The sequence below is a fragment of the Pedococcus sp. NPDC057267 genome (assembly GCF_042668795.1).
Taxonomy (GTDB): Bacteria; Actinomycetota; Actinomycetes; order Actinomycetales; family Dermatophilaceae; genus Pedococcus.
Map to the genome: position 1 here is coordinate 13,456 of NZ_JBHUYG010000049.1, position 16,909 is coordinate 30,364.

Here is a 16,909-nt window from a genome sequence, read left to right on the forward strand (position 1 = left end):
ACCTCGGGTTCGGCCAAAACCAGACAAACTATGCGGCCACGGGCCGCATAACCGTTCGCGGTCCCCTAGACCCTGCAGAACCGGCGGTCCACCCCCTTTCTTTAAGAATCGGGCGGCCGAAGCGTCCACGTCGGCCTTTCGCTAGGTCCGTCACATCGCTGCGCAGCGTCAGGGAGCGCGTGCTGACGTCGGCAGTGGGTCCTAATCTTGCCGCGTGCAGGGTGTGCAGGTCGTAGACACGGCGTTTGACTTGCGAGCCGAGGTGGGTGACCGGGATCCGGATATCTTCAGCAAGACGTTGCGGCTCTATCACCAAGTTCTGTGGAGTCGGCAGTTGCCTAGCGGCGGCACGTTCTCTTTGGACGCGAGGTTGCGACATGAGTCCCAACTCGGCTCCTTTCAGCTCAGCAGCGACACGATCGTCGCGACGTACGCACGGTGGAAGGGTCCGCTCCGCCTGCTCACCGTGGTCAGCGCTGCGCCCCCTGCGGAGGTGGCGGCCTTCAACCGAGCTGCGTCCGCAGTCGGCGCTTTTCTCGTCTTCCCCCTGGGCAGGCGCTCCGCGGCAGAGCGACCGCAGTCCATCAACCAGGCCCGCGGCATTCATCCTGCCATCCGCGACCGTTTTGACCTGACGCTCGAGTGCATCCGACGGCACTACCTGTACCTCGATAGCCCATTGGACGACGTCCTTGGACGTCACCGTGACTTCTTTGCGCTCTTCCGTGACTTCCGGGGGTACGTCGATCACTTCCTTCTCAACGACTTGGTCGCCAGCGACTACGAGGCTGTCACCCAACTCAAGACCTTCGACGAGTTCACCGGAGACCCTCTGCCGTGCGGGAGCGTCGAGGAGTACCGGACCTACATGGCGCGATCAATGGCCTTCATCGCGGCTCGAAACGCCCGCATCCATCGACACGCCAGTCTGCTGTCGGCTGATGAGCGGTAACGGTCACGGCCGATCGGTCCTGCCGATCTGGGACCGGGCCGCTCCGGGGCAGGCGTCCGTTCGTTGTCGGAGCCCTCTCATACCGTCGTCGAGGTGGGAAGACCGAGGCGGTACACAGACGAGGTCCTGACGGCAGCGGTTGCTAGATCGGACTCCATCGCCGGCGTTCTGAGGTACCTGGGGTTGGCTCAGGCCGGGGGGACCCATGCCCTCGTCTCCCGGAGGATTCGGGAGTACGGACTCGACACCAGTCATTTCGTGCGCTCCCGGGGTGGTGTCCGCAAGCCATTGGACGTCGCGGCGATCCTGACGCCCATCCCATTCGGCTCTCCGCGTCGCAAGCCGGAACAGCTCAGAAAGGCCCTGCTCCATCTGGGGGTCTCGCCCGAGTGCCAGCTTTGTGGTGTCGGTCGAGTCTGGCGCGGCATCTCGCTGACCCTGCACGTGGACCACATCGACGGTGACTTCCACAACAACCGAGCGGACAACCTGCGCTTCCTCTGCCCGAACTGTCACAGCCAGACCGCGACCTATGCGGGTCGCCAGAAGGGCAGATACGGGTCACCTCCCAAGGGTGGCAACACCGAGGAGGAGTGAGCGCTCTCGTACACTCCTTCACCGAGCCAGAGTGGTGGAATGGTAGACACGCGGCACTTAGGATGCCGTGCCCAAGGGCGTGGGGGTTCGAGTCCCCCCTCTGGCACGCGTAGCGGCGTGCAGCTGTGCCGGCGCCGCGGCCGTCAGCCAAGGAGCTCGCGCAGGTGCGGCACCATCGCGCGGAACGCCTTGCCGCGGTGGGAGATCGCGTTCTTCTCCTCGGGGCTCAGCTCGGCCGCGGTGCGCGTGTCGCCCTCGACGACGAGCAGCGGGTCGTAGCCGAAACCGTTGGCACCACGCGGTTCCCGCGCCAGCGTCCCGCGGAAGTGGCCCTCCGCCGACCGCAGCGTCCCGTCCGGCAGTGCCAGCACCGCCGCGCAGACGAACCCAGCCGCCCGGTGCTCGTCCTTGACGTCGGCGAGCTGGTCGAGGAGCAGCTGCAGGTTGGCCAGGTCGTCCCCGTGCCGTCCCGCCCAGCGCGCCGAGAAGATCCCGGGAGCGCCACCGAGCACGTCGACCGCCAAGCCGGAGTCGTCGGCGAGCGCCGGCAGCCCCGTGTGCCGCGCGAGGGCGACCGCCTTGAGCCGGGCGTTCCCCTCGAACGTCACCTCGTCCTCGACCACGTCCGGCGCGCCCTCGAACTCCGACGCCCCGACGATCTCGAGCCCGAGCTCCTCGACCACGTCGGCCAGGATGTGGCGCAGCTCGACGACCTTGTGCTGGTTGCGGGTGGCGAGGACGACCTTGGTCACGGCAGCGCTCACAGCTCGCGGGCGCGCGGCGTCGTCGCGAGCGCGGCCTGCTGGGCGGCCGTGAGCGCGGCGCACCCGACGGTCGCCTTGTCGAGCAGGGCGTCGAGCATCGCGCGGTCGAAGGCGCCGTTCTCTGCGGTGCCCTGCACCTCCACGAACCGGCCGTCGCCCGTCATGACGACGTTCATGTCGGTCTCGGCGGTCGAGTCCTCGGGGTAGTCGAGGTCGATGACCGGCTGCCCGTTGACGATGCCCACCGACACGGCCGCGACCGACCCGGTGAGCGGCTTGGCGTCCTTGGCGATGAGCCCCTTGGCACGCGCGTCCTCGATCGCGTCGACCAGGGCGACGTACGCCCCGGTGATCGACGCGGTGCGCGTGCCGCCGTCGGCCTGCAGCACGTCGCAGTCGAGCACGATCGTGTTCTCCCCCAGCGCCTTGGTGTCGATGATCGCGCGCAGCGAACGGCCGACCAGGCGGCTGATCTCGTGGGTACGACCGCCGACCTTGCCCTTGCGGGACTCACGGTCCGAGCGGGTGTTGGTCGAGCGCGGCAGCATCTCGTACTCCGCCGTCACCCAGCCGGTCCCCTTGCCCTTGAGCCAGCGCGGCACGCCCTCGGTGAAGGACGCCGCGCACAGCACGCGGGTGCGCCCGAACTCCACGAGCACGCTCCCCTCGGCGTGGTCGAGCCAGTTGCGGGTGATCCGCACCTCCCGGGTCTCGTCCGGGGTGCGTCCGTCGTGGCGGGCCTGCTGCGTGGTCGTGTCAGTCACACGGCCAAGGCTAGCCGCGTCGGTGGGCCGCCCTAGGCTGGCCCCATGGCAGCCACCGTCCGCATGGGAGCCCACGTCGACTCGACCGACCCGGTCGCCGCCGCCCAGGAGCGCGGGGCGGGACTCAGCCAGTTCTTCCTCGGCAACCCGCAGAGCTACAAGGGACCGGTCGTGGAGTATGCCGGGGGCGCGGCCGCCCTGCGCGAGGCCGCCGAGGCGGCCGGCGTCGACCTCTACGTCCACGCCCCCTACCTGATCAACGTCGCCTCGACCAACAACCGCATCCGCATCCCCAGCCGCAAGCTGCTCCAGCAGTTCGTCGACGCAGCGGCCGAGGTCGGCGCCAAGGGCCTCATCGTCCACGGCGGCCACGTCGAGTCCGAGGCCGACGTCGAGAAGGGCTTCGACAACTGGCGCAAGGCCGTCGACGCCACCGACCTCAAGGTGCCGCTGCTGCTGGAGAACACCGCCGGCGGCGACAACGCCATGGCGCGCACGCTCGACCGCATCGCCCGCACCTGGGAGGCGATCTCCGCCGCCGACGGGTCCGAGAACGTCGGCTTCTGCCTCGACACCTGCCACGCCCACGCCGGCGGCATCCCCCTCGCCACCGCGGCCGAGCAGGTCCGGGCGATCACCGGCCGCATCGACCTCGTGCACTGCAACGACAGCCGCGACGAGTTCGACTCCGGCGCCGACCGCCACACCAACCTCGGCGAGGGCCTGATCGACCCCGACGAGCTCGTGGCCGCCGTCCGCTCGGCCGGGTCACCGGTCGTCATCGAGACCCGCGGCGGCCTCGAGGGGCAGATCGCCGACCTCGACTGGCTGCGCGAGCGCCTCTGACCGAGGCCGACCGCCGACCGCCGCTCCCCGGGCGTCAGTCCCGCGGCACCGTCTGCTTCGCCAGGAACCCGCGGATCTCCTCGCGGGCGGTGAGCCGGATCTCCGGCCCGTGCGTGAAGGCCGCCGTGGTGTACTCGAGGTCCGCGAGCCGGTGCGCCGTCCGCTGGGTGAGCCGGAAGTCGGTGCAGAACGACTTGATCGGCCAGCGCAACCCCCGCACGTTGAAGATCGAGTCGCCGGTGATCAGCACCCCCGACGAGCGGTGCAGGTATGCCGCGTGGCCGGGTGAGTGCCCCGGCGTGTGCACGACCTCGAGGCCACCTGCGATGAACCCGTTCACGTAGTCCCCCACCAGGGGGATGCGCCACACACCGGGCGCGAGCTGGACGGTCGCCGACTTCGCCATGCTGGCAGCGTAGGTCAGTCGGCCAGGTCGGGCGGCCAGACGACCCGGAACCGCTCGAAGCAGACCTCGAGGTCGTCGGAGAACTCGACCCCGATCCGCTCGCACTCCCGCCGGAAGTAGGTGCGGTGCCCGTCCAGCCAGGTCGCCAGCGTCCGGTCGTACTCGCCCTCGTCCCACGCGAACTGCTCGTCGACGCTGTGCAGCGGCCCGACCCTCAGCTCGGTGGCGCGCAGCACGGCGCGCGGCTGCCCGGACCCGTCGCAGGCGACCCAGTGCGAGCCGATGCGCGGCAGGGACTCGCCGTCCGCGGCATACCCGGCGACCAGGCCGGCCGTCGCTCGCTTGGGGCCGTCGACGACGAAGGCGATGAGCTTGTCGGCCAGCTCGGGGCTGTCCCCGAAGCAGGCGACGACGAGGTCGTCCTCCGGCGGCAGGCCGGGGGTCGCCTCGCGGAAGGCCGCGAACATCGCCGCACCCGCGGCGTGGTCGATCGGGACGGGCTCGCTCATGCCCGCCACCCTAGGCGCCGGCTGGAGTCCGAGCTCTGATCTCCCAGACGGCGCCGGAGGTGGCGACCTCGAGCGGGCCGTCCCACACCGCGGCGGCCTGCTCCCGGCAGACCTCCGGGTCGTTCCAGGCGGGGATGTGGGTGAGCACCAGCCGCTCCACCCCGCCGGCCTCGACCGCGGCGGCGGCGGCCCGGCTGCCGGACAGGTGGATCCCGGTGGCGGTGTCGCGGTCGTCGACGAAGGCGCTGTCGACGAGGGCGAGGTGGGCGCCGGTCAGCAGGGGCGTGAGCGCGTCGCAGGAGTCGGTGTCGCCGGTGTAGGCCAGCACGGCGCCGTCGGCCTCGACCCGGAATCCGTACGCCTCGACTGGGTGGTGGACCCGGTGCGAGGTGACGGTCAACGGCCCGACCGTGGTGACGAGCGTGTCGGACAGCTCGTGCACGGCGAACTCGGCGGTCATGCCACCGTGCTCGAGGCCGTGGTACATCAGCGCGAACCGCTCCCCCGCCCCCGTCGGCGCGTGGATCGGCAGCTGCCCCGGCACCGGGCCGGACGGGCGGTACTTGCGGGTGACGTAGAGGCCGGTGACGTCGACGCAGTGGTCGGGGTGCAGGTGGCTGATGAAGACCGCGTCGAGCTCGGCCGGGTCGACGTGGCGCTGCAGGTGCCCGAGGGCGCCGTTGCCGAGGTCGAGGACGATCGACCAGGTCCGGCCCTCGTGCTCGGCCTGAACGAGGTAGGAGGATGCGGGCGAGTCGGGGCCGGCGAAGGAGCCGGAGCAGCCGACGACGGTGAGCCTCACCGGCCCACCACCGCGGAGTGGCGGACGACCGAGCCGCCGTAGACGTCGCCGACCTCCGGCCCGAGGAACCGGCGCGCGAGCACGCGGAACTCCTCGGCGTCGCCGGTGGTGGTGAACCCGTGGCTCGGCGGCGGCAGGTCCGCCGGGCGCAGCGCGTCGCGGTCGGCGAGCACGCGGTAGACGTCCTTGGCCGTCTCGTCGGCGGACGACACGAGGGTGACGCCGTCGCCCATGACGTAGGAGATGGCGCCCGTCAGCAGCGGGTAGTGGGTGCAGCCGAGGACCAGGGTGTCGACGTCGCGCTCGACGAGCGGGGCGAGGTACTCGCGCGCGGTCTCGAGCACCTCCGGGCCGCTGGTCACCCCGGCCTCGACGAACTCGACGAACCGAGGGCAGGCCACGCTCGTCACGTCGAGGTGCGGCGCAGCCGCGAAGGCGTCGAGGTAGGCGCCGGACTGGTGCGTGCCCTTGGTCGAGATGACGCCGACCCGGTGGTTGCGCGTGGCCCGGGCGGCGCGGCGCACGGCCGGCCGGATCACCTCGACGACCGGGACGTCGTACCGCTCCCGGGCATCGTGCAGGACGGCCGCGCTGGCGGTGTTGCAGGCGATGACGAGGACCTTGACGCCGTGGTCGACGAGGCGGTCGAGGCACTCGAGGGCGAACTCACGGGTCTCGGCAATGGGCCGCGGGCCGTACGGGGCGCGGGCGGTGTCGCCGAAGTAGGCGACGGTCTCGTGCGGCAGCTGGTCGAGCACGGCCCGGGCGACGGTCAGCCCGCCATAGCCCGAGTCGAAGATCCCGATGGGTGCATCAGCCACGGGTCAAGGCTAGGGCTGCGGTGCGCGTGGCCCGGCACCGACGCCCCGTCTGCTTGCTCACACGTGCGCGTGACTTAGGGGGTCAGCGCGTGCGCCAGCGTCTCCTGCAGCCAGGTGAGGAAGTCGTAGACCGCGAGCGCGTACACCGCCGGGTCGTCGTTCGGCAGGCTGCGCGCCTTCTCCTCGAGCAGGTCGAAGTCCTCGTCCGCCCGCAGCCCCAGCCGCTCCCCCAGCACCAGCCGGACGTCGGTGAGGGCGACGAGCAACGCCAGCGCCTCCTCCTGGTCGAGGCTGACCTTCTGGTCCTGCAGCCCGGACAGCGCGGCGATCGCGGTCGAGAGGTTGGCCGCCTTGCGCGAGCGCAGGCCGTCCTCGGTCAGCCGCCGGAACTCCGCGGCCACCTGCTCGTCCTGCCGGTTGGCGGTCGGGAAGATCCGATCCAGCGCGGGGTCGCGCGGCTGCGGGACCGACCCGCCGAGCTCGGGCACCTGGTCCTCGGCGGACAGGGAGACACCCATGCCGATACCGCCGAGCCCGGCCACGATCTGGTCGAACTCGTCCAGCCCGTCGGCACCCTGGGCGCCGTCACCCGGGCCCCCGGCCTGCCCGCCGCGCACCGGGTCCGGCTGCGTCGGCGCGATCAGCTCCAGCACCTGCTCCATCAGCCCGACGACGAGCCCGCGCTCGACGGCGTCGAGCTTCGCGGCATACCGGCCGTCACGGCGCTTGAAACCCCGGGCCACTCAGGAGTCCTTCTGGAACGTGGCCCACAGGCCGTAGCCCTGGAGCGCCTCGGTGTCGGTCTCCATCTTCTCCCGCGAGCCGGTGGAGACGACGGCGCGGCCCTTGACGTGGACGTCCATCATCAGCCGCTCGGCCTTGGCCTTGGAGTAGCCGAAGTAGGACTGGAAGACGAACGTCACGTAGGACATGAGGTTCACCGGGTCGTTCCACACCAGCGTGATCCAGGGGACGTCGACCTCGGCCACCTCGTCGGTCGAGGCGCTCTGCTGCTCGACGGGGGCGATGGACACGGCACCACCATAGGCTGCCGGCGTGACCTCCCGAACACCCGGCAGCGCACCGGATCCCCGCCCCACCAGCGCCCTGCTCACGGACCACTACGAGCTCACCATGGTCGAGGCCGCGCTGCGCTCAGGAGCGGCCTCCCGGCGCTGCGTCTTCGAGGTCTTCGCCCGGCGCCTGCCCGACGGCCGCCGCTACGGCGTCGTCGCCGGGACCGGCCGGCTGCTCGAGGCGATCGAGGCGTTCCGGTTCGGGGACGCCGAGCTCGAGTGGCTGCGCGACGTGGTCGACGCCGACACCCTGGCCTTCCTCGCGGACTTCCGCTTCGACGGCGACGTGTGGGGGTATGCCGAGGGCGAGTGCTACTTCCCCGGCTCGCCGGTGCTCGTGGTCGAGGCCGACTTCGCGCACGCCGTCGTGCTCGAGACCGTCGTGCTGAGCATCCTCAACCACGACAGCGCCGTCGCCTCCGCAGCCTCGCGGATGACGGCCGCGGCCGGCGGGCGGCCCTGCATCGAGATGGGGTCGCGACGTACCCACGAGGAGGCGGCGGTCGCTGCCGCGCGGGCGGCATACGTCGCCGGCTTCGCCAGCACCTCGAACCTGGAGGCCGGCCGGCGGTACGGCGTCCCGACAGGGGGCACCGCGGCCCACGCCTTCACGCTGCTGCACGACGACGAGCGGGCCGCGTTCGCGGCTCAGATCGCCTCCCTCGGGAAGGCGACGACGCTGCTCGTCGACACCTACGACGTCACGCGGGCCGTGGAGACGGCAGTCGAGCTGGCCGGCCCCGGCCTGGGTGCCGTGCGGATCGACTCGGGCGACCTGCTCGCGCAGGCCCGCGAGGTGCGCGCCCAGCTCGACCGGCTCGGCGCCACCGACACCCAGGTCGTCGTCACGTCGGACCTCGACGAGCACGCCATCGCCTCGCTGGCCGCGGCGCCGGTCGACCGCTACGGAGTGGGCACCTCGCTCGTCACCGGATCGGGGGCGCCCACCGCCGGGATGGTCTACAAGCTCGTCGCACGCGAGGACGCGAGCGGGGAGCTCGTCGGCGTGGCGAAGCGGAGCAAGGACAAGGCGTCGGTGGCCGGGCGCAAGTACGCCCTGCGCCGCCGGAACTCCCGCGGGGTCGCCGAGGCCGAGGTGGTCGGGATCGGCGAGCGCCCAGCCGACGACGGCGACGACCGCGAGCTCCTCGTCCCGCTCATGAGGCGCGGCGAGGTCGTGGCCGGTCCCCACACCGGTCTCGACGCGGCGCGCGCCCGGCACCGGGAGTCCCGGGCCGAGCTCCCCGCCGCCGCCCTGAGGCTGCAGCGGGGAGAGCCCGCCATCCCGACCGTCTACGAGGACTGAGGGCAGGCCGCCCGCCCGCCCGGGCACGCCCGCCCGACGGGCGGTCCGGGCTCCTCCCCGATGGTCGGTCCGGGCTCCTCCCGACGGGTGGTCCGGACGCCTCCCCGCCGTGGCACGGCCGTCCGTAGGATGCGGTCATGACCGCCCAGGACGCTCCCGCCGACTTCCGCGCCGAGGCCGCCGAGCTCGACGCCCGCGACCCGCTCGCCGGCTTCCGCGACCGGTTCCTGGCCCCCGAGGGCAGCGACCTCGTCGCGTACTTCGACGGCAACTCCCTCGGCCGCCCCGTCGCCGACGTGCAGCGGCGCCTCACCGAGTTCGTCGCGGGCCCGTGGGGCAACCGGCTCATCCGCTCCTGGGACGAGGCGTGGCTCGACTGGCCGATGCAGGTCGGCGACCGGCTCGGACGGGTGTGCCTGGGCGCCGGTCCCGGCCAGGTGTTCGTCGGCGACTCCACCACCGTGCTGCTCTACAAGCTCTGCCGGGCCGCCGTCGACGCCATGGCCGCGCAGGGGCGCACCGAGGTCGTCCTGGACACCGACAACTTCCCCACCGACCGGTACGTCCTCGAGGGCATCGCCGCCGAGCGCGGCCTGACCCTGCGGTGGATCGAGACCGACCCGGCCGCCGGGGTGACCCTCGAGCAGGTGCGCGAGGTCGTCGGCCCGCAGACCGGCCTGGTCGTCTTCAGCCACGTGGCCTACCGGTCGGGCCACATCGCCGACGGCGCCGGCATCACCGAGGCCGTCCACGACGCCGGCGGCGTCGTCCTGTGGGACCTCAGCCACACGGTCGGGTCGGTGCCGGCGGAGCTCGACGCGTGGGGCGCGGACCTGGCCGTCGGCTGCTCCTACAAGTACCTCAACGGCGGCCCGGGTGCGCCCGCCTGGGCGTACGTCGCGACCCGCCACCAGGACGCGCTGCAGCAGCCGATCTGGGGCTGGCTCGGCCGGCGCGACGCCTTCCTGATGGGGCCGGGGTACGAGCCCGCCGCCGGGCTGCGGTCCTTCGTCTCCGGTACCCCTCCGATCCTCGCGATGGTCCCGCTCGACACGACGCTGGACCTCATCGAGGAGGCCGGGATGGCCGCGATCCGCGCCAAGTCGGTGGAGCTGACCGAGTTCGTGCTGCGCATCGCCGACGCCGAGCTCGCCCCGCTCGGGGTCGAGGTGACCAGCCCGCGCGACCCCGACCTGCGCGGCGGACACGTCACCCTGCGGCGCCGCGGCTTCCGGGCCGTGACGGCGACGCTCTGGGAGGAGGGCGTCATCCCCGACTACCGCGACCCTGACGGGATCCGGATCGGCCTGTCGCCCCTGTCGACCAGCTTCGCCGAGGTCGTCGACGGCATGTCCGCGCTGCGCGACACCGTCGAGCGGATCGACGCCTTCCAGTAGCGTCGCGCCATGGCACCCGCCCGCCGCGCCCTGGTCCTCGTCGACGTGCAGAACGACTTCTGCGAGGGCGGCTCCCTCGCCGTGGCGGGCGGTGCGGAGGTCGCGCGCCGGATCAGCACCCACGTGCGCGAGCACCACGGTGAGTATGCCGCCGTGGTCGCCACCGCCGACTGGCACGAGGACCCGGGCGCGCACTTCAGCGACGCCCCCGACTTCGTCGACTCCTGGCCGGCGCACTGCCGCGTCGGCACCGACGGCGCGCTGTTCCACCCCGGCGCCGAGGAGGCGTTCGAGCACGTCGACGCGGTCTTCCGCAAGGGCCAGCACAGCGCGGCATACAGCGGGTTCGAGGGCTCCACGGTCGAGGGCGACCGGCGCCTTGGCCTCGCGGAGTGGCTGCGCGAGCGCAGGGTCGAGGAGGTCGACGTCGTCGGCATCGCCACCGACCACTGCGTCCGGGCGACCGCGCTCGACGCGGCGCGCGAAGGCTTCGCCACGACGGTCCTGCTCGACCTCACCGCAGGCGTGGCCCCACAGACCACCGCGGCGGCGCTCGACGAGCTCGCGGGCGCGGGTGTCGCCCTCACCGGTGAGCCGGTGGGGGCCTGAGCACACGGTCCTCGACACGCGCCCTGGCGGCCGGGAGCCGTCCCCCGCTCAGCCGGCCGTGAGGAACTCACGGGCGCCGCGGATGCCGGTGCGCAGGAGGGCCCGTGTGCGGCTGCTGTCGAGGACCAGCCGGGGCGCGCCGCCGACCCCAGCCTCGGCGCGGGTGGTGCTCGCCAGTCGCGACGCGTCGAGACCGTCGCGAGCGGCGACGAGCAGCCCGATCTCGTACCGGCTCAGGGGGTCCGGCCCGACAGCGTGGAACACCCCCGAGAGCTCCCGCTCGACGATCTCGAGCAGCACGTCGGCGAGGTCCTGGACGTGCACCGGGCACTTGACGTCGTCGGTGAACAGCGCGCCCTCCCGGGCACCCGTCGCCAGGTCGTGGACGAGCTGTTCGGTCGGCGACAGGCGTCCGCCCGACGAGCCGAGGACCACCGACGGACGGACGACCGCGGCCCCGGGTGCGCACTCGAGCACGGCCTGCTCCGCGGCCACCTTGGACCGGCCGTAGGGCTCGACGGCATCCGGCTCGTCGTCCTCGGTGTAGTGGTCGCGGTCGCCGCGGAAGACGACGTCGCTCGAGACGTGCACCAGCCGTGCGCCGTGGTCGGCGCAGGCGAGGGCCACGTGCGCCGCACCACCCGCCGTGGTCGCCCAGTCGTCCTGCCGGTATGCCGTGTGGACCACGACGTCGGGGCGCACCTGCGCGAGCAGCGCACTGGTGGCCGCGAGCTCGCGCAGGTCGACCCGCCGCACCTCGCGCCCCGCTGCCTCCGCAGGGCGCGAGGTGAGGAACGTGCCGACGACGTCGTGGCCGGCGGCCTGCGCGCGCTCGGCCACCGCCCGACCCAGCGCCCCGCTGGCGCCGGTGACGAGCAGACGGCTCAGTGGCGGCCGCCCTCGGAGGCGCCCTCGACCACGACCAGCTGCCCGTCGGCGACGAGCTTCCAGTCGTAGGTGGTGAAGGTGGTCGGGTCGATCGTCCCCTGCTGGGTGACCCAGTCGATGATCAGCTGGCGGATCTCGGCCTGGGCGTTGTAGACGACCGGTGCCGTGGTCACGCCGGGGAAGCCCCCACCGCCGGACTGGCGGTAGTTGTTGATGGCGATGACGAACTGCGCGGCCGGGTCGATCGCGCTGCCGGCGTAGGTCAGGTTGGTGATCCGCGAGCCGACGGGCTGGGCGATGTCGATGTCGTAGGCCAGGGACGCGTCCAGCCCACCCATCACGTCGTAGTTGTAGTCCGGCGTGCCGTTCGGCGCCGTGGACGTGACGGCCCGGGTCACGTCGTCGGGGTTGTAGGGGCCGGTGCCGTTGACCTGCTTGAAGTAGCGGGCCGAGTACTCGAGGTAGTCCTTGACCTGGGCGCCCGTGAAGACGATGCCCAGCAGGGTGTTGTCGTAGATGTAGAGACCCGCGACGTCGCGAACGGTCACGTTGCCGGCCGGGATCGCCGCGTCCGGGTTGAACGGTGCGGCGATCGAGAGCACCGGCAGCGTCTCCTGCGGCGTCCCCACGAGGGCAGCCTTCACGGCCTGGCCCTGCACGTGGTTGATGAAGTCGAGGGCGGCGGTGTCCTCGAACCGCGCGGTCGCCGCGGACATCGGGAGGGTGCACGTGCCGATGACGGAGTTGACGTAGGTGCGCACGACCGCGTGGTCGTCCGCGAGGAGGGCCGCCACGGTGTCGTCCTCGGGGACGTTCTTCGAGTCCAGCAGGTGCGAGTGCACGTCCTTCAGCACGTAGCGCTTGCCGTCGTGGGTGACGTCGAAGTCGATGACCGACAGGCGCATGCCCCACTTGAGCGGCTCGGTGAGCAGGACCTTCTTGCCTGGGGTGACCTTGCTGTCGACGAAGCGCTCGACGATCTCGACGTGCGAGTGCCCGACGAGGACGGCGTCGATGCCGGCGACCTGCTCGGCCAGCTGGGTCGAGGCGTTCTCGGGGTAGGGCAGGGCGTCGCCGTAGGAGGACGTGGACTCCGAGCCGGAGTGGCACGCCACCACGACGAGGTCGCAGCCGGCCTGCTTCAGCTTCGGGACGAAGACCTTGGCCTGCTCGACGATGCCGGGGAAGCGCAGCTGGCCGTCGACGTTCGCCTTGTCCCAGATCGCCACGCCGGGCGTGACGAGCCCGAGGATGCCGACCTTGAGGGGATTGCCCTCCCCCCGCACCTTGAAGCTCCTGATGATGTAGGGCTTGAACGCCGGGGCCCCGGTCGTCCAGTCGACCGTGTTGGCCGACAGGAGCGGGAAGTCGCACTGGGACTCGAACGTGCGCAGGGTGTCGATGCCGTAGTTGAACTCGTGGTTGCCCAGGGCGGCGGCGTCGTAGCCGATCTGGTTCATGGCGATCGCCATCGGGTGCTTCGGGCCGCCGGTGATCGGGTCGATCCGCGCGTAGTAGTACGACAGCGGCGTGCCCTGGATGGTGTCGCCCGCGTCGATCATCAGGGTGCGGTCGGCACCACGCTCGGCACGCACGCCGGCGACCAGGGTCGCGATCTTGGCCAGGCCGACGTCGTTGTGCTTGGAGTCGTCGTACTCGGCGTCCTTGAAGTAGTCCCAGTTGAGGACGTTGCCGTGGGTGTCCGTCGTGCCCATCACCGTGATCCGGTAGGAGACGCCGCCCTTGTTCGGGCCCTTCTCCTGGGCCGCGTGCGCGGTGCCGCTGCCGAGGAACGCGGCGCCAGCGCCGGCACCTCCGACCACGGCCATCGCCAGCATCTCCCTCCGGGAGCGCTCGGTGGCCACCAGACGGGCGACGGCGGAGTCGGGAGTGGGCATCAGGGACCTCCTGGGACCTCGGCGACCTCGTGGGTCGGTGGGCGTCCGCGACGGCATGCGGGTGCGGCGTCGGCGACGTGGCGGAACCACCACCCTAGCCTCGGCCCGACGGCGTCGGGACCCCCCGACGGTATGGATTCGGCCAGCTGCGGCCGGCCCGGTCAGGGGTATGCCGTGCGCACCCGGGCGGCCATCGAACGGTGCTCGGCCACCCACCCCGGCGCTGGACGGACGGGCAGGGCGACCTCGATGCCGGTGCTCGCCTCGTCCCACACCCGCACGTCGACCCGGTCCCCGGCAGGCCACGGGGTCAGCCGCAGCGCGACCCCGCTGCCGCCGTCGCGCCACGACACCGGGCGGCCCCGCTCGAGCTCGCCCAGCCCGGCCTCCCACTCCGCCACGTCCGCGCGGGACACGACGTCGGGCCAGCTCGCACGCACCGCACCGACGACCTCGACCACGACGGCGAGGCCGTCGACGTCAAGGTCGTCGGTCTGCTCCTCCTGCGGCCCCAGGACCCGGACCACGAGGCCGGCCGTCGGGTCGACGAGCCGGACGAGGTCCAGCGGGCCCGGTTCCACAGGTCAGCCGATCGAGTAGTCGGAGCCGTCCCGCGAGCGCCCGGCGCTCCACGACAGGGCGTACTTCCCGTCGTCGACGGCCAGCCCGGCCTCGCCCAGCTCCAACGGCCGGAACGTGTCGACCATGACGGCGAGCTCGTCGAAGTACTCCACGCCGATCGATGCCTCGGACGCCCCTGGCTGCGGGCCGTGCGCGTGGCCGCCGGGGTGCACCGAGATCGACCCCTTGCCGATGCCCGAGCCCTTGCGCGCCTCGTAGTCGCCGTCGACGTAGAACATGATCTCGTCGCTGTCGACGTTGGAGTGGTAGTAGGGCACCGGGATCGACAGCGGGTGGTAGTCGACCTTGCGCGGCACGAAGTTGCAGATGACGAAGTTCCAGCCCTCGAAGACCTGGTGCACGGGCGGCGGCTGGTGCACGCGGCCCGTGATCGGCTCGAAGTCGCGGACGTTGAAGGCGTAGGGGTACAGGCAGCCGTCCCAGCCGACGACGTCGAGCGGGTGGAACGGCAGCTCGTGGACGGTGCCGACGATGCCGGACGGGCCGTTCCCGCGGTGCTTGATGTAGACCTCGGCCTCGTCGGTGGCCTTGTCCCCCACGTCCTCGGCGAGCAGCGGCCCCTGCGGCGCCCGCAGGTCACGCTCGCAGTAGGGGGCGTGCTCGAGCAGCTGGCCGTACTTGGACAGGTAGCGCTTCGGCGGCGTGATGTGGCTGTTGGCCTCGATGCAGTAGGCCCGCAGCGGGTCCTTGGTGGAGCGCTTCGGGATCCAGCGGTGGGTCGTCGCCCGCGGGATGACGAGGTAGTCGCCCTCGGCCACGTCGAAGGCCCCGAAGACCGTCTCGACCCGGGCCCGGCCGCGCTCGACGTAGACGCACTCGTCGCCGATCCCGTTGCGGTACCACGGGCTCGGCGCACCGGCCACGGCATACGAGATGCGCACGTCCCCGTTGCCGAGGACGAGCCGGCGGCCGGTCACCACGTCGGTGTCCTTGACCTGCTTGGGCGTGAACAGGTCGTGCAGCTTGAGGTGCCGCGGCTGGAGCGGGTGGTTCGGCGTCGTGGAGAGGTCTGGCAGGACCCACTCGCGGGCGCCCGAGACGGTGGAGGGGATGTTGCGGTGGTAGAGCAGCGAGGAGTCCGAGGAGAAGCCCTCCTCCCCCATGAGCTCCTCGTAGTACAGCTCACCGGGCTTGCCACGGCCGCCGGGGCGCCGGTGCTGGGTGTGCCGCTTGGGCGGGATGCTGCCCATCGCCTGGTAGTGCGCCATCGCTCGCTCTCTCGTCGTCGAAAGGGGTGCTGGCTCCGAGCATGTCACGCCCGTCGAGCCGCCGTGGGCCGACTCCCCCGCGCCCGGCCGCGACGGTGCAGGTGGGCGCTACTGCACCTGGACGATCCCGACCGCAGGGCATCGCGGGAGACTCTGGCCAACCCCCTCCAAAGCCGCCGAAACCGGTGGTGTCACCCGAGAGAAATAGGGGTTCGACCCATGTCCATCGACGACCTGGTCCTGGCGACGTCGCGACCGTACCGATCGCTGCTGTGGGACCTCGACTGGTGGGGGACGCTGTTCCAGTCCCGCCAGCTCGGGTTCGACATGCAGGCGCAGACGCAGTCCAACTGGTGCTGGGCCGCGACCGCGACAAGCGTCTCGCACTACTACTGGTTCTGGAGCTCGTGGACCCAGTGCCGCGTCGTGAACGCCGAGCTCGGCCGCACCGACGCCTGCGACACACCGGTCCCCGCGGCCGCCAACGTGCCGTGGTACCTCGACCGAGCCCTGACCCGCACCGACAACTTCGTCAGCATCACCGGCCCTGCCACCTTCAGCCAGGTGAAGGCGGAGATCGACGCCGGCCGGCCCGTCGGCGCCCGCATCGGCTGGAGCGGCGGCGGCGGCCACTTCGTGTGCATCTACGGCTACAGCCGGTTCCTCGGGCACGAGTACTTTGACATCGACGACCCGATCTACCACAAGTCGCACCTGAGCGTCGCCGACTTCTCCTCGAACTACCAGGGCAGCGGCACCTGGACCCACACGTACTACACGAAGAGGTACTTCAGGTTGCCCATCATCCCGATCCTCGTGGCCGAGCCGATCCTGCGGAAGATCTGGGACGTGCGCCCGCTGCTCAAGCTCAAGCAGGCGCCGTATGCCGAGGCCGCCCGCGAGTCCGCGGGCGACACCAGCGCCTCGCTCGGCCTGGCCCAGCCGGTCTACTCGGTCGGCCTCGACGCCCTCACGGGGCGGCGCAAGGAGGCAGCCACCGGCACCCCCGTCGGCCTGCGGGTCTACGAGACGCTGGAGGGCGTGCCCCAGGCGTGGTTCGACGTCGACGACAGCCGGGAGGGCGAGGTCCGCGCGATGTCCTCGGCCCCGCAGCACCTCGAGGCGTTCCGCAACGCCCTCGAGGTCGCGGTCGACCGGGCCGGGGAGGACGAGCGGGAGTGCCAGCTGCGGCTCTACCGCGTGCCGGCCCTGAACTTCGAGGCGCTGTGGCTGAGCTACGAGGGCGGCGAGGGCGACCAGCTCGTCCCGCTCACGGTCCTGGGGCCACTGCCGTCCGGTGAGCCGGTGCCGTTCCCCGACGCCGTCGGGTCGCTGCGCGAGGCGGCCCGGGCCCTCGGCGACATGGACGACACCATGGGCGCCTGACGGTCCTCCCACCGGCCCGCCGAAGTCGGGTTCGGCGC

The 16,909-nt window shown here is 71.8% G+C and carries 19 protein-coding genes and 1 tRNA gene; 8 read left to right on the forward strand and 12 right to left on the reverse strand.

The features are described from left to right. Window positions 1-214: 214 nt before the first annotated feature. The 3 genes from ACFUC1_RS11915 to ACFUC1_RS11925 all read left to right on the forward strand — a co-directional run bounded on the left by ACFUC1_RS11915 (window position 215) and on the right by ACFUC1_RS11925 (window position 1,655). Complete coding sequence (locus ACFUC1_RS11915; RefSeq protein ID WP_379119938.1) at window positions 215-952, forward strand: DUF6994 family protein; 738 nt, start codon at window positions 215-217, stop codon at window positions 950-952. Window positions 953-1,210: 258 nt separating this feature from the next. Beyond that, window positions 1,211-1,549, forward strand: coding sequence for an HNH endonuclease signature motif containing protein (locus tag ACFUC1_RS11920; protein ID WP_379119940.1), 339 nt, complete (start codon window positions 1,211-1,213; stop codon window positions 1,547-1,549). A 25-nt stretch (window positions 1,550-1,574) separates the two neighbouring features. Beyond that, window positions 1,575-1,655 (forward strand) — tRNA-Leu (locus tag ACFUC1_RS11925). Window positions 1,656-1,692: 37 nt separating this feature from the next. Here the strand turns inward: ACFUC1_RS11925 and rdgB are convergent. After that, the gene (gene rdgB / locus ACFUC1_RS11930; protein ID WP_379119942.1) at window positions 1,693-2,301 is read right to left on the reverse strand and encodes an RdgB/HAM1 family non-canonical purine NTP pyrophosphatase; all 609 of its coding nucleotides are present in this window, start codon (window positions 2,299-2,301) and stop codon (window positions 1,693-1,695) included. Between the two features lie 8 nt (window positions 2,302-2,309). Continuing rightward, window positions 2,310-3,077 (reverse strand): ribonuclease PH, encoded by a 768-nt coding sequence (gene rph / locus ACFUC1_RS11935; protein ID WP_379119944.1) that lies wholly within the window; start codon window positions 3,075-3,077, stop codon window positions 2,310-2,312. A 45-nt stretch (window positions 3,078-3,122) separates the two neighbouring features. Between rph and ACFUC1_RS11940 the strand changes: the two genes are divergently transcribed. Next, the gene (locus ACFUC1_RS11940) at window positions 3,123-3,923 is read left to right on the forward strand and encodes a deoxyribonuclease IV (protein WP_379119946.1); all 801 of its coding nucleotides are present in this window, start codon (window positions 3,123-3,125) and stop codon (window positions 3,921-3,923) included. A gap of 34 nt (window positions 3,924-3,957) precedes the next feature. Here the strand turns inward: ACFUC1_RS11940 and ACFUC1_RS11945 are convergent, their stop codons facing one another. The 6 genes from ACFUC1_RS11945 to clpS form a co-directional block, all read right to left on the reverse strand. Then, window positions 3,958-4,329 carry an MBL fold metallo-hydrolase gene (locus ACFUC1_RS11945; protein ID WP_379119948.1) on the reverse strand — a complete coding sequence of 124 codons (372 nt, stop codon included), beginning with the start codon at window positions 4,327-4,329 and terminating at the stop codon, window positions 3,958-3,960. A gap of 14 nt (window positions 4,330-4,343) precedes the next feature. Beyond that, window positions 4,344-4,838 (reverse strand): ASCH domain-containing protein, encoded by a 495-nt coding sequence (locus tag ACFUC1_RS11950; protein ID WP_379119950.1) that lies wholly within the window; start codon window positions 4,836-4,838, stop codon window positions 4,344-4,346. Between the two features lie 10 nt (window positions 4,839-4,848). Beyond that, on the reverse strand, window positions 4,849-5,640 hold the full coding sequence (locus ACFUC1_RS11955; protein ID WP_379119952.1) for an MBL fold metallo-hydrolase: 792 nt from the start codon (window positions 5,638-5,640) through the stop codon (window positions 4,849-4,851). Then, on the reverse strand, window positions 5,637-6,461 hold the full coding sequence (murI, locus tag ACFUC1_RS11960; protein ID WP_379119954.1) for a glutamate racemase: 825 nt from the start codon (window positions 6,459-6,461) through the stop codon (window positions 5,637-5,639). The genes ACFUC1_RS11955 and murI overlap by 4 nt, the downstream gene beginning before the upstream one ends. A gap of 74 nt (window positions 6,462-6,535) precedes the next feature. Then, window positions 6,536-7,204: a DUF2017 domain-containing protein gene (locus ACFUC1_RS11965; RefSeq protein WP_379119956.1), complete on the reverse strand. Its 669-nt coding sequence runs from the start codon at window positions 7,202-7,204 to the stop codon at window positions 6,536-6,538. Next, window positions 7,205-7,495: an ATP-dependent Clp protease adapter ClpS gene (gene clpS, locus ACFUC1_RS11970; RefSeq protein ID WP_379119958.1), complete on the reverse strand. Its 291-nt coding sequence runs from the start codon at window positions 7,493-7,495 to the stop codon at window positions 7,205-7,207. Window positions 7,496-7,517: 22 nt separating this feature from the next. Here clpS and ACFUC1_RS11975 point away from each other — a divergent pair, with 22 nt between their 5' ends. From ACFUC1_RS11975 to ACFUC1_RS11985, 3 genes are all read left to right on the forward strand, one after another. Beyond that, window positions 7,518-8,843 carry a nicotinate phosphoribosyltransferase gene (locus tag ACFUC1_RS11975; protein ID WP_379119960.1) on the forward strand — a complete coding sequence of 442 codons (1,326 nt, stop codon included), beginning with the start codon at window positions 7,518-7,520 and terminating at the stop codon, window positions 8,841-8,843. A gap of 137 nt (window positions 8,844-8,980) precedes the next feature. After that, window positions 8,981-10,240 carry a kynureninase gene (locus ACFUC1_RS11980; protein WP_379119962.1) on the forward strand — a complete coding sequence of 420 codons (1,260 nt, stop codon included), beginning with the start codon at window positions 8,981-8,983 and terminating at the stop codon, window positions 10,238-10,240. A gap of 9 nt (window positions 10,241-10,249) precedes the next feature. Beyond that, on the forward strand, window positions 10,250-10,849 hold the full coding sequence (locus ACFUC1_RS11985; protein WP_379119964.1) for an isochorismatase family protein: 600 nt from the start codon (window positions 10,250-10,252) through the stop codon (window positions 10,847-10,849). 48 nt (window positions 10,850-10,897) lie between these two features. On the opposite strand, the gene ACFUC1_RS11990 is transcribed toward ACFUC1_RS11985, so the two are convergent. The 4 genes from ACFUC1_RS11990 to ACFUC1_RS12005 form a co-directional block, all read right to left on the reverse strand. Then, window positions 10,898-11,851, reverse strand: a complete 954-nt coding sequence (locus ACFUC1_RS11990) for an SDR family oxidoreductase (protein ID WP_379119976.1) — start codon at window positions 11,849-11,851, stop codon at window positions 10,898-10,900. Next, entirely contained in the window at window positions 11,734-13,635 is a 1,902-nt protein-coding gene (locus tag ACFUC1_RS11995; RefSeq protein ID WP_379119966.1) for a bifunctional metallophosphatase/5'-nucleotidase, read from the reverse strand. The genes ACFUC1_RS11990 and ACFUC1_RS11995 overlap by 118 nt, the downstream gene beginning before the upstream one ends. A gap of 161 nt (window positions 13,636-13,796) precedes the next feature. After that, window positions 13,797-14,216, reverse strand: coding sequence for a DUF5959 family protein (locus tag ACFUC1_RS12000; protein WP_379119968.1), 420 nt, complete (start codon window positions 14,214-14,216; stop codon window positions 13,797-13,799). Between the two features lie 3 nt (window positions 14,217-14,219). Then, the gene (locus tag ACFUC1_RS12005; RefSeq protein WP_379119970.1) at window positions 14,220-15,485 is read right to left on the reverse strand and encodes a homogentisate 1,2-dioxygenase; all 1,266 of its coding nucleotides are present in this window, start codon (window positions 15,483-15,485) and stop codon (window positions 14,220-14,222) included. A 219-nt stretch (window positions 15,486-15,704) separates the two neighbouring features. Here ACFUC1_RS12005 and ACFUC1_RS12010 point away from each other — a divergent pair, with 219 nt between their 5' ends. Further along, the gene (locus ACFUC1_RS12010) at window positions 15,705-16,871 is read left to right on the forward strand and encodes a papain-like cysteine protease family protein (RefSeq protein WP_379119972.1); all 1,167 of its coding nucleotides are present in this window, start codon (window positions 15,705-15,707) and stop codon (window positions 16,869-16,871) included. The last annotated feature ends 38 nt before the right edge of the window (window positions 16,872-16,909 follow it).